A 15373-nucleotide genomic window follows, 5' to 3' on the forward strand; every position below is an offset into this window, starting at 1 on the left:
CCTCCCGCAGTCAGCTCGCATGGTGGCACGTCCTGGCGGGCGGTTCAGCACCCTTCCGGATCTCAAATGGTTCCCGAAACACCCCCACCTAGCACGTTCGAGCGGGCCATCGGGTTCGGAGCGACTAGGCTGCCGCGCGTGATCAAGGACTTCGGTGCCGGCGTCGGACTGCTGCTGCGCGGCTTCAGGCTCGTGTTCAGCTCACCCAAGCGCGTGCTGGTCGGGGCACTGCCCGCGGTGATCACGGCCGCGCTGATGATCACCGGCTGGGTGCTGCTGTTCCTCCACATCGGCTCGATCGCCGGGTGGCTCACCGGCTTCGCGGACTCGTGGAGCGAGACCTGGCGCAACGTCGCCGAGGTCGCCGTCGGAATTTCGGTGGTCGCGGGTCTGCTCGGCCTGAGCGTGCTGCTGTTCACCGCGATCACGATCATGATCGGCGGCCCGTTCTACGAGTACATCGCCGAAGAGGTCGAGGACGAGCTCGGCGGCGTGCCCGGCACCGAGCAGGTCGGCTGGTGGCGCGGGTTCCTGGTGGGGCTGCGCAGCACGATCCTGCTGGTCGGCACGTCGATCCTGTTCGCGATCCCGCTGTTCTTCTGCGGGTTCATCCCGGTCGTCGGGCAGACCGTGGTGCCGGTGCTGGCCGTGTGCATCAACGGGTACCTGCTCGGCATCGAGCTCACCGGCATCCCGTTCACCCGGCGCGGCAGGACGTTCAAGCAGCGCAGGCAGATCCTCGCCACCCGGCGGTCGCTGGTGCTCGGGTTCGCCGTGCCCGCGTATCTGCTGTGCCTGATCCCGCTGGCCGCGATGATCGTGATCCCGGCGGCGATGGCAGGCGGCACGGTGTTGTCGCACCGCCTGCTCAACGGTGATCGCTCAGTCGCCTAGTGGCGTGACTCAGAACGTGGGCGGGTAATTCACGCTCAGCAGGGCGCCTCGCGGCACCGCCCCCACGCCCACATACATCCAGTATGAGGACGTGGGGGCGGCACCACGATGCACCCGTCTGACCGCGAATTCCCCGGCAACGTTCTGAGCCACGCCACTAGAACGGCAGCCACGCCTGCTGGGCCAACCCGTTGCGCGCGTTGATCTGCACGCCGGAGTTGGAGATCGACCACAACTGGTCGCCGATCACGATGGTGCGCCGGGCACCGCCGTAGTTCGGGGAGGACGGTTCGACGATCTTGCCGACCTCGCGCAGCTGGTTGCCCTCGACGCGCAGCACCAGCGAGCTGACCTCCGGGCTCACCCGGTACGTCGACACCGGGATCACCAGCGTGCCGTCAGCCTGCCAGTAGAGGAACGCGTGCGGGTCGAACTGCGCCTCGGAGCTCGAGTCCGGCAGGTGGAACTGCGCGAGCCGTTGCGGTGAGGCGGGGTTGCGCACGTCGAACAACGACACCTGCGTGCCGGTCGTCCTACCCTGCTCCGTCGCCTCCTGGCCGACGCCGATCAGCTTTCCGTCGCCCGCGGGGTGCAGGTAGGCGGAGAAGCCGGTGATCTTCAGCTCGCCCGTCACCTTGGGCTGCCTGGGATCGCTGAGGTCCAATGTGTACAGCGGGTCGGTCTGGCGGAACGTGACCACGTAGCCCGTGGTGCCGATGAACCGGACGCTGTAGATGCGCTCGCCCTTGCCCAGCCCGCCGACCTGACCGACCTTGGCCAGCTGGTTCCCGTCGCGGCGCAACGTCGTGACGAAGCTTTCCGACGGTGCGGATTGCGGTGGCGCGACGTCGGACGGCATCCGCCAGCAGCAACGGGTTTCGGTGCCCGTGGTGGTCGCGACGCGGAGGACACCGTCGTGTTCGGACAGCGAGTACTGGTTCAGCAACGTGCCCCCGACATCACCGGACGCGACGTGCTTCGGCGGGCCGGCCTGGCTGATGTCGAACTGGTGGATCGCCGTGGTGATCGGGCGCTGCACCGGTGGCTTGCCGGGAAGTTCCGGCATCAGGCGGTGGTCGTCGGCGATGTAGAGGTTGCGGTCGGTGCCGTAGACGGTGTCGCCGTCGGCCACGATAGAGACCGGCTGGCCCGTGCCGAGCTGACCGGAGAGGTCGAACGTGAGCACGGTCAGCATCGACGACGCGGCGTGCACGGCCGGGTGGCTGACGTTCGCGCAGTCGACCAGGCTTCCGCTCGTCTTGGCGCCGTTCTGGTTCAGCTCGTAGCGCGGCAGCCAGGACGCGATCGGCTCGCTCTGCAGGATCTCCTTGTTGCGCCGCAACGCTCCCGCTTCGTTGATCCCCATGTCCGGGTAGACCCACGGCATGCGCGGCTGCGAGCGGACGACGACGCGGGCGGTGCCGCCGATCTGGCGGGCGTCGAGGTAGAAGCCGTCGGTCTTGAGGCTGCCGATCTCCTTGAGCGCCTTGAGATCCACGAGCACGAGCTCGGTGCCGGGCTCCGGGAAGTACGGGCGGTCCGGGGGCAGCGCGCGTTCCATGATCGGCACGTTGTTCTCGGTGACCACCAGCGCGCGGTCGCCGGACACCAGCAGCTGACCGGCGTGGCGCTGGCCGAGGTCGACCGTGCCGGTGATCGTCTTGGACGCGACGTCGACCACGCGGAGCTTGCCGTCGGCGATGGAGACGACGCGTTTTCCGTCCGTCTTCACGATGTCCGGCTCGTCGACGCCCTGCTCGTGGACGTTCGTCGTCGAGTGGTCCTGCTGCTGCGTCGGCGGCGTGGCGGACTTCGCGTCGCCGGCGCGCTGTGGAACGCCCGCGCTGTTGTCGGTCGCCATGCCTTCGGCGGTGAGGATGCGTACATCGCCCCCGAGGCCGTACGCGCTGACGTACGGCGCCATGGCGCGCCGCAGCTCGGTCAATGCGTTGTCGCAGGAGTCGAACGCGACAAGACGCACCGGCCCGTAGTCCACGATCGGTGGTGGTGTGGGGGTTTCGTCCCGCACCGCGGAGCTCACACTCACTCCGGCGACGGCCAGCACGGCGGCACCGGCCAACAGCTTTCTGCCGTTCATGCCTCCAGGACGTAAACAAGGCCGGGAAGGGTTGCGTGCCCTTCCCGGCCTTGTTGTCACAGTCTTGTTGCTACAGCTGTGCCTGGATCTGCGTGGCGTACGTGGAGACGCGGGAGTAGACGCCGGGGTAGCCGGCGGCCGCGCATCCCTCACCCCACGACGTGATGCCGATCAGCTTGCCGCCCGCCACGAGCGGGCCACCGGAGTCGCCCTGACAGGTGTCGGTGCCGCCCTGGGCGTAACCGGCGCACACCATGTGCGTGGCGTTGAAGTCGCCGCCGTAGGAGCTGGCGCAGCTGGAGTTGCTGGTCAGCGGCACGGTGGCCCTGAGCAGGTAGCGCGAGGCCGAACCGCCGGACGAGGTGGTGCCCCAGCCGAGGATCGTCGAGCTGGTGCCCGCCGCGTACAGCGCGCTGTCCGCACTCGTCGCGAACTTGATCGGGGTCTGCGACAGGTTGCGGTCGAGCGTGAGCACCGAGACGTCGTAGCCGCGGGTCACGTCGGTGTAGCTCGGGTGGATCCAGATCCTGGTGACGCGGGCGACGGTGCCCGCCGTGGAGTTCTTGTCGTCACGGCCGGCCACGACGCGGACCGCGGACGGCGAGTCGCCCTCGGTGCAGTGCGCGGCGGTGACGACCTTGTTGGGTGCGACGAGCGTGCCACCGCAGTACTGGAACCCGCTGCTCGTCGCCAGGTAGACGACCCAGGGGAAAGTTCCGGTGCTGGCGCGCGTGCCGCCGACGATCTGCGTGCCGAAGCCGCCGTCGTCGGGGGTGGGAGTCGGAGCTGCTTCGGCCACGCTGACGCAGGCCATCGACAGCGTCGCTGCTGCCAATGCCGCGCCGAGCCATGACCGGAGGCGGTGCAGGGTTGCCGCCATGATCATCTCCTTCTTCTGTTGTGACCTCCGGCTGCAGGGCCGGTGGTCATTAAAGAAAGACATGAGTGGATCGGGACCGGCAAGGGCTGGTCCGCGTAGGCCATTCGGCCGCGCCCGCGCACGCGTGATTGGATCGACCGCGAACAATCCCGTTCCGAGAGGAAGTTGTGATGGCCCCCACGAAGCCTGAGGTCGACCCGCACGACGGCGCAGCGCCCGCCGACCTGCTGATCGAGGACATCACCGTCGGCGAAGGCGCGGAGGCCACGGCCGGCCAGTTCGTGTCCGTGCACTACGTCGGTGTCTCGCACTCGACCGGTGAGCAGTTCGACGCGTCCTGGGACCGCGGCGAGGCGTTCCAGTTCCCGCTCGGTGGCGGCCGCGTCATCGCCGGCTGGGACCAGGGTGTCCAGGGCATGAAGGTCGGCGGCCGCCGCAAGCTCGTCATCCCGCCGCACCTGGGTTACGGCGCGCGCGGCGCCGGTGGCGTGATCAAGCCCAACGAGACGCTGATCTTCGTCGTCGACCTGCTGGGCGTGAACTAGACGCATTGACCTCGCGGCGTTCCACTGGTCCGCTCAGTGGAACGCCGCTGGTCTGTGTGGCCGATTTGCCGACCGGGTGGAACTGGATCACCTCCGCCTGCGTCATCCTTTGAGTCCGCCGCCGCTTTGGGAGGAACACCGGTGCCCGAGGACATCGCCGGGTCGGAGCAGATGCTCTCGAACTGGAACCAGAACATCCAGGAACGTGCTGCCCGCTATCAGGACATGGCGACGCGCGTTCAGGGGATGACGATCTCCGAGCGGTCATCGGACGGCGCCGTCGAACTCACCATCGGGTCCAACGGCATCCTGCAGAACCTGGTGATCAACGAGTCCGCTTCCGGCAAGCGGATGGCCGAGGTCAGCGGCGAGATCATGAAGCTGCTGCAGCGCGCGCAGTCCAAGATCCCGCAGCTGCTGCAGGAGGCGATGGCCGAGACCATCGGCACGCAGGACGAGACCGCCAACGTGCTGTTCAACGAGGCGAAGAAGAACTTCCCGGCGCCACCGGCGGAAGAGCCGGCCGCCACCCCGTACGACCGCAACGAGATCAACTTCCGAGTCGAGGACGACGCGCCACCGCCGGCCAGGCCGACGCCGCCGCCTCCCCCGCGCCGTCGTCCGCCGTCGGACGATGACGACGACTTCGGCGGGGAGTCCGTGCTCACCTGATCTTCTTGTCCGTTGCTCGAACTTGAGGGGGTTCGATGACTTCCAGTGGTGGTTTCAACGTCACGTCGGACGTGCTGGAAGCGCACGCCAAGGCCCTGGAGGGCCTGCACGGGCGGTTGCAGGGAGCAGTGGACGCGGCGAACACCGTGTCGATGCCGACTGACGCGTACGGGATCATCTGCCAGCCGTTCCGCATGCTGCTCGATCCCGTTGAGCAGTGGGGCATGAACGCGCTGAAGGGCGTCGCCGACGCAATGGACTCCACGGCCAAGAAGGTCACGGAGACCGCGAAGCACTACCAGCAGGTCGAGGACCAGATCGCCAATGCCATGAAGGGCTTCTGATGTCCACACCGAACCCGTTGGTGGCGAAGGCTCCTGCCGAACCGGGCGGCTTCTTCAACGCCGGCACCGGTGACAACGGCTGGGCGACCGGCTTCTCCATCGCCGACTCCGCTGTGGACGCCTACAAGGGCATCTCCGAGGGCAGCTGGATCGAGGGCGGCCTCGGCGTCGTCGGCCTGGTCGCGGACGCGGCCTCGATGGCGATCGACCCGTTCGGCACGCTGCTGTCGTCCGCGGCGTCGTTCCTGATGGAACACGTGCAGCCGTTGAAGGACGCGCTGGACTGGCTGGCGGGCGACCCGCCGGTGATCCAGTCGTACTCCACGACGTGGGGCAACGTCTCGCAGGAACTCGGCAAGATCACGGCCGACTTCAAGGCCGCCGTCGACGGCACCTCCGAGTGGACGGGCGCCGCCGCGGACGCCTACCGCAAGTCCGCAGGCGAGCAGCTGGACGCGTTGTCCGGCGCCGCTTCCACCGCGGGTTCGGTCGGCACCGTCGTCGGTGTAATGGGCATGGTCGTCGGGTTCGTGCGCGAGATGGTGCGCGACCTGATCGCCGACCTGGTGGCCAAGCTGATCACGTGGGTGCTGGAGGCCGTCTTCACCCTGGGCTTCGGCACGCCGGTGATCGTGGCGCAGGCCGTCACCGCGATCTCGAAGTGGGCGACGCGGATCGGTGAGCTGATCCAGAAGCTCATCAAGACCATCAAGAAGGTCTCCCCGCTGCTCGGGCGCCTGGTCGAGATCTTCACCAAGATCATGAAGGTAGTCGGCAAGCTGGTCGGCAAGGTGACCGGGCTCGACGTGATCTCCACGAAGTCCATCAAGCCGGGCGGCCTGTTCCGCAACACGGACGCCCCGGATCTCACGCCTTCCGGTGGGCACGGCTCGCCTTCGTCGTCTTCGCCGGACGGCTCACCGTCCACTCCGGACAGCTCGCCGTCCTCGCCTTCGTCCTCGCCTTCGTCCACTCCGGACAGTTCGCCTTCGTCTTCCTCGCCTTCGTCTTCTTCACCGTCGTCTTCGTCGCCGTCTTCTACTTCGACGCCGGACGTCCCTTCTCGCACGCCGGACAGCTCGTCGCCGTCGTCCGCGCCTACGCCGTCGCGCACTCCCGACTCGACGCCGGACGCCCCCAGCCCGTCCCGCACGCCCGACAGCGCGTCCACCCCGGACGCCCCCTCGCGCGCCCCGGACAGCTCCCCGTCGTCCGCGACCCCTTCTGCGCCTTCGCGCGCGCCGGACTCGACCCCCGACGCCCCGGCAACCCCGCGCAACACGGGCCAGACGTCCCAGTCCTCGGTGGCAACCCCGGAAGCCCCGACCCGAGCCGACGTCCCCCACGCCCCGTCCCCGTCGCGCACCCCGGACAGCTCCCCGTCGACCCCGACCCAGTCGGGCCCGGCAGGCGGCGCCCCGAACGCCGGCGGCAACGCCCCTGCGGCCCCCGCCGCCCGCCCCACGACCGGCGGCCAGGGCTGGACCGGCACCCCCGGCAGCCGCGGCGACCTGGGTTCCAGCGCCCCGTCGGCGCCGCGCTCCCCCGACTTGTCGACGTCAGCCTCCCGCGCCGACGCCCCCGCCCGCCCAACGTCGATGCCCTCGGCCCCGTCCTCGCCGTCGATGCCTTCGGCGCCTTCCTCGCCGTCGATGCCGTCGTCCCCTGGCGCGCCGTCGGGCGGCATGCCCCACGCGCCTTCAGCGCCAACCGCACCGTCCGGGATGCCGCACGCACCTTCCGCAGGCGCTCCACACGCCGGCGGCCCCTCCGCAGGCGCTCCGCACGCACCTTCTGCGGGCGCTCCGCATGCAGGCAGCCCCTCAGCGGGTAGCCCCTCAGCAGGCGGCCCGTCTGCGGGCGGCCCGTCTGCGGGCGGCCCATCTGCGGGCAGCCCATCTGCGGGCAGCCCTTCCGCAGGCGGGCCCTCCGGGGGCAGCCCGAACGCAGGCCGTCCAGACGCAGGCAGCCCCAACGGAGGCCGCCCGGACGCGACCCCACCAAGCCGCGCAACCGCACCGTCCGCAGCGGCGGCCCCGCACACCCCGTCGGCACCGTCCACTCCGAACATGCCGCCGGCAAGCCCCCCGCACGCCCCACCCATGGGCGCCCCACACGCACCCTCGGCTGGCGCCCCAAACGCGGCGTCCACCCCGAACGCTCCCCGCACCGACGCCCCGATGCGACCGCAGTCGTCCGCACCATCGGCGCCAAACGCACCGCACAGCCCCAACTCCCCGTCGGCACCTTCGGCCCGCACGGACGCCCCGAACGCGCCATCCTCGCGCCCGGACGCCCCCCAAAGCCGCCCCAACACCGGCCCGGCAGGACCGAACACACCGCACAGCAGCCCGTCGACTCCTTCTTCTCGTCCGGACGCACCACACGGCGGACCCAACTCGCCGTCACGACCCGACGCACCGCACAGCGGACCATCGGCACCGTCCCGTCCGGACGCACCGCACGCTCCCTCACGCCCGGACGCACCAAACGGCGGACCCAACTCGCCGTCGCGACCGGACGCTCCCCACGGGCCCAACACCCCGTCACGCCCGGACGCGCCGCACGGCGGTACGACCGCGCCGTCGTCTCGTCCGGACGCACCGCACGGTCCGAACGCTCCCCACAACGGACCCGGTGCACCCTCTCGTCCCGACGCACCGCACGGCGGACCCAACGCGCCATCGCGACCGGACGCACCACACAGCCCCGACGCATCACACGGTCTCAACGCGCCCCACAGTCCCAACGCCCCGCACAGTCCCAACGCGCCGCACGGCCCGAACACGCCGCACAACCCCAACGCACCCCACGGTGGCCCGAACGCGCCGTCACGTCCCGACGCTCCCCACCGCCCCGACGGCCCATCCCGTCCAGACGGCAGCGGCCCCGGCAACCGTCCCGACGGCACCCGCCCGGACGGCTCACGTCCCGACGGCTCGCGTCCCGACGGCTCGCGTCCCGACGGCTCGCGTCCCGACGGCTCACGTCCCGACGGCTCACGTCCCGACGGCTCACGTCCCGACGGCACCCGGCCAGATGGCACCCGCCCAGACGGCTCGCGGCCGCACAGCCCGGACAGCCCCCGCTCCCGCGGCACCGACACGGCCGAGGCCCCGCACCGCACCCCGGACTCCACCGCCGACGCGCCCCGCCGCCCCGACGCGGACGCGCCCCACCACGGCCCGGACGGCGACAAGCCCCACGACAGCACCCCGGACAAACCCCACGACAGCGACCCCAACAAGCCCCACGACGGCGACCCGGACAAGCCCCACGACAGCGACCCGGACGGTCCCAACAGCCAAGACCCGCCCGCAGACCGCCCCTCCCCGGAAGAGGCGCACGCCAGGCACGCGGAGAGCACCCCGGCCGGTGTCTCCCACCACGGCGGCGACCGGGACATGGGCGACCTGCCGCACAGGGTCCCCAACGATCCGCGCTACTTCACGGCGGACGTCCACATCACCCCGGACGGCAGGGCGCGCATCGGCGGCCACGACTACACGCCGGCCGAGTACGCGGACATGTTGCGCCGCAGTGGTTACGACGGCAGCAGGCCCGTCCGCCTGATCGGCTGCGACGCGGCCAGCAACGACTTCGCGCAGCAGCTGTCCCGGCACCTCGACGCGCCGGTCCTCGCCCCCACCAAGCCGGCCTGGACGGACGCCAACGGCCGCGTCTTCACCAGTGACGCCGACATCCGTCCCGACGGCACCCGCGAACCGCGGATCCCGCCGAACGGCGAGTGGGAGACGCACCACCCGGATGGCAGCCGGACCAAGACGGGCGACGACGGCTACGCGCCCGACTCCCAGCGTCACGACGGCACCGACGCGGACGGCGCGCAGGATCGCGCGGCGCGGCCCGGCGACCGGGAGAGCCCGAGCCACCAGGACATCGACTGGCGCGAACCGGAGTTCGACCAGTCCAGGCCGCGGACTGTCAACCCCGGCGAGCCGTTCTACGACCCGCCCCGGCACACCCCGGACCTCGAGCCGCGCACCAGGTACGAGGTCACGGATGCCAACGGGCGGCAGACGCACGTGTACACCGACGGGTCCAACCCGCCGCGGGTCATCGCCATCGACGCCCACACCAGCAACACCCGCACCGGTTACGACGGCCGCGTCGACAACCCGGACGCCAGCTACACGCAGCCGGACGTCGACTACCGCGTGCACGCCGGCGGCGATCCGTTCACGTTCCACACCGACGCCGACGGCAACCCGCGGTTCGACCTCGACAACTTCAACGCACCGAACGGTCCGGAGTTCCAGCCGGGCGGCGCGAACTACCGCACCGAGACGTGGGACCCGTCCGGGCCGCCGTTCAGCCACCGCACGGACCTCGAGCCCGACCGCCGCTACCACGTCACGAACTCGCAGACCGGCGACGTGCACGGCGACTTCTACACGTCGCCGGAGCTGACCCCGGACGGCCGGTCCCAGTTCACCCACATCGACACGTGGACCGACCAGAACCCGGAACTGGGCGACCGCAACACGATGCGCGATGTCACCGTGCGCCCCACGGACGGTCTTCCGCTCGAGAACACCCGCTACCAGGTCGACGACCGCTCGTACCACACCAACTCCGAAGGTGTCGGCTCCATCTCGTACCCGCCGGACCACAGCCCCGGCGGTCACCCCGGCCGCGACAACAAGGTCCAGGGGGACACGGGCAAGTACGGCACCACCGACTACCCGGGTTCCGCCCGCCGCGGTGGCCACACCCAGCCGCACGCCGAGGGTGGCATCAACGAGGCGCTCGGCGTGTTCTCCCAGCGGCACAACGAGAACAACATCCTGAAGCCGACCACCGACCCGACCAGTCCCTACAAGGACAGCTGGGCGTACTCGGAGAAGGACCGCATGGACGCGCACAAGAGCGGCGAGGACATCACGCGCGTGCGGATCTTCCCGACGGAGGCGTCACGGGGGCTCACACCGGATCGTGTTTACTGGCTCGACCAACGCGTCCATCCGGTGACCGGACAGCCCGTCGTCCACTACAGGAGCCACGACAATGTCTGACCCCCGGCCTCCCCAGGCCGAGCGTGAAGAAATCGCCACGGAGATCCTCGGCTGGCTCGGCAACCGCCTGATCAAGGCGGCCGGGCCGGACGGCTGGGCGCGCATCGACCTCAAGGTCTCGATGGCGGCGCACGTGGACGACTACCTCTACGCGGTGCTGAACCAGGACGGTTCGGTGCGGGAGACCGAGTTGCCGGTGGAGGACGTGCGCCGGGCGTTCGCCGACGTCCGGGATCTGCGGTACGAGGAGGAGAAGGGCACCTGGTACTCCGTCCGGTACACCATGGACCCTCCCTCCAAGTTCAACGCCGACTTCAACTTCTCCGTCGACCCGGTGTGGGACCCGCCGCTCTCGCCCGACGTGTGGGCGAAGGACCTGGAGATGTACCCGCGCACGGAGAACTGGCTGCCGCGCTGGCTGCGTCAGGAACTCAACCCCGACGTCGAACTGCCGCCGGAGCCACCGCTCGGACCGCTCGACCACATGATGTACGCCAAGCACGTGGGGATGCAGGTCCGGCAGACCGCCCCGACCGGGTGGACCTACGCCCAGGTGCATTTCCGCGAGGTCGGCAGCCACGTCGAGTGCAACGCGCTGGTGCGTGACCTCGCCGGCCGGATGTTCCAGTGGTCGCCGCCGCGGGCCGTGACCGAGCGGTTCCGGGAGTTCCGCGCGTCGATGGTCCCGCCCAACCACCCCACCTGGTACAGCGCACGACTGGACATCGAGTACAACGGCCGGGAGAACCTGCAGTTCAACCGCCCGGACGAGCCGAAGTGGATCACTCCGCCGCCACCGGAGGCCTACCAGGAGGAGCTGCGGCGGGCGGGGTCGGCCGACGGCATGCCGGACTGGCTCCGCGCCAGGCTCGACGAGTCCACCGGCTGATCGATGGCCTGAGGATCGGGAACCACAAGCCGGACCGGCCCCTCAAATCCGGTGAACGGCCCCGTGTCACCGACCGGGCCGCGCGCGTAGCGGCAGCCCGATAAGATCAGCGGGGTTTGACGGGGAGAGGGGCGAGGACCACATGAGCCAGCCGGCGACACCGCTGAGCGAGCAGGACCAGCAGCAGCTCGTGCGCCAGATCGGCCGTGCCATGCTGCCGGCCGTACCGCAGGGCTGGCAGCGCATCCGGGCCGAGTACCGAGCGGCGGGCAGGCACATCGAGGTCGACCTGGCGTTCGCGGGGCCCGACGGCCAGTTGCGGCCGGTGCGGCCACCGATGGACGTGGTGCAGATGTTCGGCCAGCTGCGCGCGGGGATGTACCACGCCGACCGCGGCACGTGGCTGGGCGCGGTCTACGAGATCGAGGCGCCGGCGGCGTTCACGGTCGACTTCAACGCGGAGGACGAGCCGCGCTGGCGCAACGCGCCGCCGCCCATCGGGTTCCGCGACGAGCTGCAGACGTTCCCGCGGCCGGACCGGCAGATCCCGGACTGGTGGCGTCAGCGCGTCGGCCTGCCGCCGCTGCCCGCTCCGGAACCCGAGCCCCAGCAGGAGTTCCAGGTCCCGCAGAACCAGCCGGAGCAGCAGTCCGGTGAGCTGCGGACGGCCAAGGTCTACGACGGCAAGGACGACGGCGGCCGCATCGTCGTCAACCGCCAACCGATCGACCCGCAGCTGGTGGACAGCCTGCTCACCTACCTCGAGTCGGCGCCGGTCGTGCTGGCCGCGCGCAGCTACGACCTGGACGAGTTCTCGCAGAGCGGCGAGCAGGACGTGCCGCTCAACTTCCGCACCGACGGCACCTGGATCTGGGCCGGCGCCGTGCCGCACTACCTGCGCAAGTACGGCCTCCCGCCGGAGCCGGAGCTGGTGGCGCACGTGGCGGCGCGCGGGTTCGAGATCGGCGAGGTGAGCTCGCAGACGCAGGACCTCGCGGTGTCGATCATCACGGGTCAGGGCTGAGCGAACGCAGGAACGCCTCTCCCCTCGGGGAGAGGCGGTAGCCCACCTCCAGCGACTCGGTGAGCCCCTTCGCCTTGAGCTTGCGCACGTCCGCCTTGAACGGCAGCTTCTCCCGGCCTGTCTGCGAAGCCAGGTCCGCCGCCCGCACACCGGGGTTCGAAGAGATCAGCCGCAGCAACGCCACCGCCGCGTCGGTGAGCACGAGCCCGTCCACATCGGACGACGAACGCAGCTCGATCCGCGGATCCTCACCGGCGAAACGCAGGCGGATCCGATAGAGCGAGCCCTCGCGTCCCTCCACTGAGGACATCACCTCGGCCACGGACGAGAACCCGGCAGCGACAGCCTCAGCGCGAGTCACGCGGGACACGACGTCCACCGCATCGATCGCCAGCACGCCCAGCGACGTCCGCAGAGTCCCGCCGGCGCGCACCGTCGGCCGTTTCCACCGCCGGAACGCGAGCGTGACCTCGCCGGCCCGGATCCGCTCCCAGTCAGCCACTCGGATGAGCACCGAACGAGGGTCTCAGGTTGCCGACCCCCGCGACAGCCGAGACCATCCCGTCCATGCAACGGTGGTGGCTCTTCACGGTGCGCGGAGTGTTCGCTGTCCTGTTCGGCCTGGCCGCGCTGGTCTGGCCCGGACTCACACTCCTGGTCCTGATCCTGCTGTGGGGCGCCTACGCGCTCGTCGACGGCGCGATCCTGCTCTACGCGACCCTCACCCACAAGGAATGGCCCGCTCGCTGGGCGCTCGGCCTCATCGGCGCGCTCGGCCTGGTCACGGGCCTGATCGCGTTGTTCTGGCCGGGCATCACGGCGACCGCGCTGCTGCTGATCATCGCGGCGTGGGCGCTGGTCACCGGTGTGCTGCAGATCGTCAACGCCATCCGGCTGCGCAAGGTGATGACGAACGAGTGGTTCTACATCGTCACCGGTGCGCTGACGGTGCTGCTCGGCATCATCCTGGTCGTGAACCCTGCCGCGGGCGCGCTGGCGTTCGTGATCACCATCGGCGTGTTCGCGATCCTGTGGGGCGTGGTGCTGGTGCTGTTCAGCCTGCGGTTGAAGCAGCTCGACGGCGGTCTCGTACAACGCGCACCGCAAGCGTGACCAGCACGGCGACCCCGACGAACACGTAGAGGTTGCCGATCACCTGCTGCCACCACTCCCAGTTCCGCTCGACGTCGTTGTCGCGCGGGAACAACCAGTGCGGGCCGATCGCGAACACCGCCACGATCGCCCACGACGCCCAGTGCCTGCGCAGCGCCGGCCGTGACAGCAGCACGAGCGCGGGCGCGATCCAGATCCAGTGGTGGCCCCACGACACCGGCGAGATCAGCAGGCCGCCGAGCGCCACGACGAAGAACGCTTCCACGTCGCCGACGCGCGTGGCCAGCCACCACACCAGCGCCACGACCAGCAACGCCAGCACGAGCCACACCGCGACCTGCACGCCGGTGTCCAGGCCGAAGCGCGCCAGCGTGCCGCGCATGGCCTGGTTCGACGCGTAGGTCAGGCGGCCGACGCGGCCCGGGTCGAGCAGGGCGTGCGTCCAGTACTCCTTCGCATCGCCGAACGAGATGAGGAATCCCAGCAGCACGAAGGAGAAGAACGACGCGATCGACACGAACACGGGCTTCCACTGCCGTCGCGCCACGAAGTACAACGCGAAGAACGCTGGCGTCAGCTTGATCGCGGCCGCCAGCCCGATCAGCGCGCCGCGCGGCCACCAGCGGGTGCGTTCGAGCAGGCAGTCGGCCATCACCAGGACGCCGAGCAGCAGGTTGATCTGGCCGAACCAGAGCGTCTCGCGCAGCGGGTCGAAGATCGACGACACCGCCGCGGCGCCCAGGCCCCACTTCACCGCCTCAGGACCCCAGCCGACCACGCGCGACGACGCGATCAGGCACAGCGCGGTCAGCGCGGCGAGGTTCGCGAGCGCCACCGCGAAGATCGCGACGCCCAGCGGCACCAGCGCCAGCAGGCTGAAGATCACCGCGGCGATCGGCGGGTAGGTGAAGGGCAGGTCAGGACCACCGAGCGGCTTCGCGAACCCCTCGACGTAGAGGGGGAGGTCCTTGAGCCACGCGTCGCCGCCGTTGCGGTAGACGCGCAGGTCGAGCGACCAGCCCTGCGGGCGGAGCATCACGTACGTGAGGGTGGCGACCATGACGGCGGCCCACGCCACCACGACCCTCTTGGCGCCCCGGTCCAGCTGCATCGGGGAATGGTATCGATGTGCCAGATGAGGCCCACGTCACCGGTCTGGACCTGGAAATCTGACGTAGCGTCGTTGCGTGAGCGCGCAACGTCGAAGTTCGAGGCTTACCCCGTTGGCGGGGCGCACAAATGCGCACGCACGGGATATTCTGTGCGCATGAGCCCCGCTCTGGAGACGGTGCTGGCCAAGGCCGGCCTGCAGGTTTCCCCCGACGAGTTCCTGGCCCTCGTGACCGACGCGGCACGCAGGCTCGCCCCGCCGCACCCGGAACCGGCCAGCTACTTCACGCCGGACCAGCAGACCGCGCTCGCCGACGTGGGCCTCGACCTGTCCCCGGCGGGCCCCGGCGACGCGAAGCCGCGCACCCGCACGGTCGTGGCGCACGCGGTGCTGCGCGACTCGGCGCTGACCGTGGCCGACGCGGCACGTCAGCTTCAGGTCGACACGAGCCGCATCCGGCACCGGCTCGGCGTCGGCAGGCTCGTGGGCTGGAAGGACAGGGGCAGCTGGCGGCTGCCCGCGTGGCAGTTCGCGGGCACCGGCGTGCTGCCGGGCCTCGAGACCGTGCTGGCCGAGATCCCGTCGGACCAACCGGCACTGGTCGTCGCCGCGTTCATGACCACCCCCCAGGAGGACCTGCTGGTCGAAGGCAAGCCCGCGACCCCGCGCGAGTGGCTCCTCGCCGGAGGGGACCCGCGCCACGTCGCCGACCTGGCCTCGATGCTCGGCACCCCCGCCTGAGCATTCCCGAACACCCGACAGGACCC

The 15373-nt window shown here is 70.2% G+C and carries 13 protein-coding genes; 9 read left to right on the forward strand and 4 right to left on the reverse strand.

Going from position 1 to position 15373, the window contains the following annotated elements; all coding sequences use genetic code 11:
• Positions 1-138: 138 nt before the first annotated feature.
• On the forward strand, positions 139-894 hold the full coding sequence (locus tag ACIA8G_RS43645) for an EI24 domain-containing protein (RefSeq protein ID WP_396424729.1): 756 nt from the start codon (positions 139-141) through the stop codon (positions 892-894).
• 157 nt (positions 895-1051) lie between these two features.
• Here ACIA8G_RS43645 and ACIA8G_RS43650 read toward each other — a convergent pair whose 3' ends face one another.
• Positions 1052-2992, reverse strand: coding sequence for a beta-propeller domain-containing protein (locus tag ACIA8G_RS43650; protein ID WP_396424730.1), 1941 nt, complete (start codon positions 2990-2992; stop codon positions 1052-1054).
• 70 nt (positions 2993-3062) lie between these two features.
• On the reverse strand, positions 3063-3872 hold the full coding sequence (locus ACIA8G_RS43655; protein ID WP_396424731.1) for a S1 family peptidase: 810 nt from the start codon (positions 3870-3872) through the stop codon (positions 3063-3065).
• Between the two features lie 170 nt (positions 3873-4042).
• Between ACIA8G_RS43655 and ACIA8G_RS43660 the strand changes: the two genes are divergently transcribed.
• The 6 genes from ACIA8G_RS43660 (at position 4043) to ACIA8G_RS43685 (ending at position 12382) form a co-directional block, all read left to right on the forward strand.
• Positions 4043-4417 carry an FKBP-type peptidyl-prolyl cis-trans isomerase gene (locus ACIA8G_RS43660; RefSeq protein ID WP_396424732.1) on the forward strand — a complete coding sequence of 125 codons (375 nt, stop codon included), beginning with the start codon at positions 4043-4045 and terminating at the stop codon, positions 4415-4417.
• 141 nt (positions 4418-4558) lie between these two features.
• Positions 4559-5089, forward strand: a complete 531-nt coding sequence (locus ACIA8G_RS43665) for a YbaB/EbfC family nucleoid-associated protein (RefSeq protein WP_396424733.1) — start codon at positions 4559-4561, stop codon at positions 5087-5089.
• Between the two features lie 35 nt (positions 5090-5124).
• Entirely contained in the window at positions 5125-5433 is a 309-nt protein-coding gene (locus ACIA8G_RS43670; RefSeq protein ID WP_396424734.1) for a type VII secretion target, read from the forward strand.
• Positions 5433-10469, forward strand: a complete 5037-nt coding sequence (locus tag ACIA8G_RS43675; RefSeq protein ID WP_396424735.1) for a hypothetical protein — start codon at positions 5433-5435, stop codon at positions 10467-10469. The genes ACIA8G_RS43670 and ACIA8G_RS43675 overlap by 1 nt, the downstream gene beginning before the upstream one ends.
• Entirely contained in the window at positions 10462-11358 is an 897-nt protein-coding gene (locus ACIA8G_RS43680) for a hypothetical protein (protein ID WP_396424736.1), read from the forward strand. Before ACIA8G_RS43675 ends, ACIA8G_RS43680 begins: the two co-directional genes overlap by 8 nt.
• Before the next feature lie 142 nt (positions 11359-11500).
• Positions 11501-12382: a hypothetical protein gene (locus tag ACIA8G_RS43685; protein WP_396424737.1), complete on the forward strand. Its 882-nt coding sequence runs from the start codon at positions 11501-11503 to the stop codon at positions 12380-12382.
• Here ACIA8G_RS43685 and ACIA8G_RS43690 read toward each other — a convergent pair.
• A complete protein-coding gene (locus tag ACIA8G_RS43690) occupies positions 12366-12896 on the reverse strand; it encodes a hypothetical protein (RefSeq protein ID WP_396424738.1) in 531 nt (176 codons plus the stop codon). The genes ACIA8G_RS43685 and ACIA8G_RS43690 overlap by 17 nt on opposite strands.
• A gap of 53 nt (positions 12897-12949) precedes the next feature.
• Between ACIA8G_RS43690 and ACIA8G_RS43695 the strand changes: the two genes are divergently transcribed.
• Positions 12950-13495, forward strand: coding sequence for an HdeD family acid-resistance protein (locus tag ACIA8G_RS43695; RefSeq protein WP_396424739.1), 546 nt, complete (start codon positions 12950-12952; stop codon positions 13493-13495).
• Here ACIA8G_RS43695 and ACIA8G_RS43700 read toward each other — a convergent pair.
• Positions 13437-14606: a glycosyltransferase 87 family protein gene (locus tag ACIA8G_RS43700; protein ID WP_396424740.1), complete on the reverse strand. Its 1170-nt coding sequence runs from the start codon at positions 14604-14606 to the stop codon at positions 13437-13439. The genes ACIA8G_RS43695 and ACIA8G_RS43700 overlap by 59 nt on opposite strands.
• Before the next feature lie 156 nt (positions 14607-14762).
• Between ACIA8G_RS43700 and ACIA8G_RS43705 the strand changes: the two genes are divergently transcribed.
• Positions 14763-15347: a DNA-binding protein gene (locus ACIA8G_RS43705; protein ID WP_396424741.1), complete on the forward strand. Its 585-nt coding sequence runs from the start codon at positions 14763-14765 to the stop codon at positions 15345-15347.
• Positions 15348-15373 lie beyond the last annotated feature (26 nt).

This window comes from Lentzea sp. NPDC051213 (assembly GCF_044455585.1).
Classification (GTDB): Bacteria; Actinomycetota; Actinomycetes; order Mycobacteriales; family Pseudonocardiaceae; genus Lentzea.

Excerpts from the sequence above, each read along its gene's own strand:
- ACIA8G_RS43660 (WP_396424732.1), top strand. The coding sequence starts at position 4,043 with ATGGCCCCCACGAAGCCTGAGGTCGACCCGCACGACGGCGCAGCGCCC.
- ACIA8G_RS43685 (WP_396424737.1), top strand. The coding sequence starts at position 11,501 with ATGAGCCAGCCGGCGACACCGCTGAGCGAGCAGGACCAGCAGCAGCTC.
- ACIA8G_RS43680 (WP_396424736.1), top strand. The coding sequence starts at position 10,462 with ATGTCTGACCCCCGGCCTCCCCAGGCCGAGCGTGAAGAAATCGCCACG.
- ACIA8G_RS43650 (WP_396424730.1), bottom strand. The coding sequence starts at position 2,992 with ATGAACGGCAGAAAGCTGTTGGCCGGTGCCGCCGTGCTGGCCGTCGCC.
- ACIA8G_RS43655 (WP_396424731.1), bottom strand. The coding sequence starts at position 3,872 with ATGGCGGCAACCCTGCACCGCCTCCGGTCATGGCTCGGCGCGGCATTG.
- ACIA8G_RS43705 (WP_396424741.1), top strand. The coding sequence starts at position 14,763 with ATGAGCCCCGCTCTGGAGACGGTGCTGGCCAAGGCCGGCCTGCAGGTT.
- ACIA8G_RS43675 (WP_396424735.1), top strand. The coding sequence starts at position 5,433 with ATGTCCACACCGAACCCGTTGGTGGCGAAGGCTCCTGCCGAACCGGGC.
- ACIA8G_RS43695 (WP_396424739.1), top strand. The coding sequence starts at position 12,950 with ATGCAACGGTGGTGGCTCTTCACGGTGCGCGGAGTGTTCGCTGTCCTG.
- ACIA8G_RS43700 (WP_396424740.1), bottom strand. The coding sequence starts at position 14,606 with ATGCAGCTGGACCGGGGCGCCAAGAGGGTCGTGGTGGCGTGGGCCGCC.
- ACIA8G_RS43670 (WP_396424734.1), top strand. The coding sequence starts at position 5,125 with ATGACTTCCAGTGGTGGTTTCAACGTCACGTCGGACGTGCTGGAAGCG.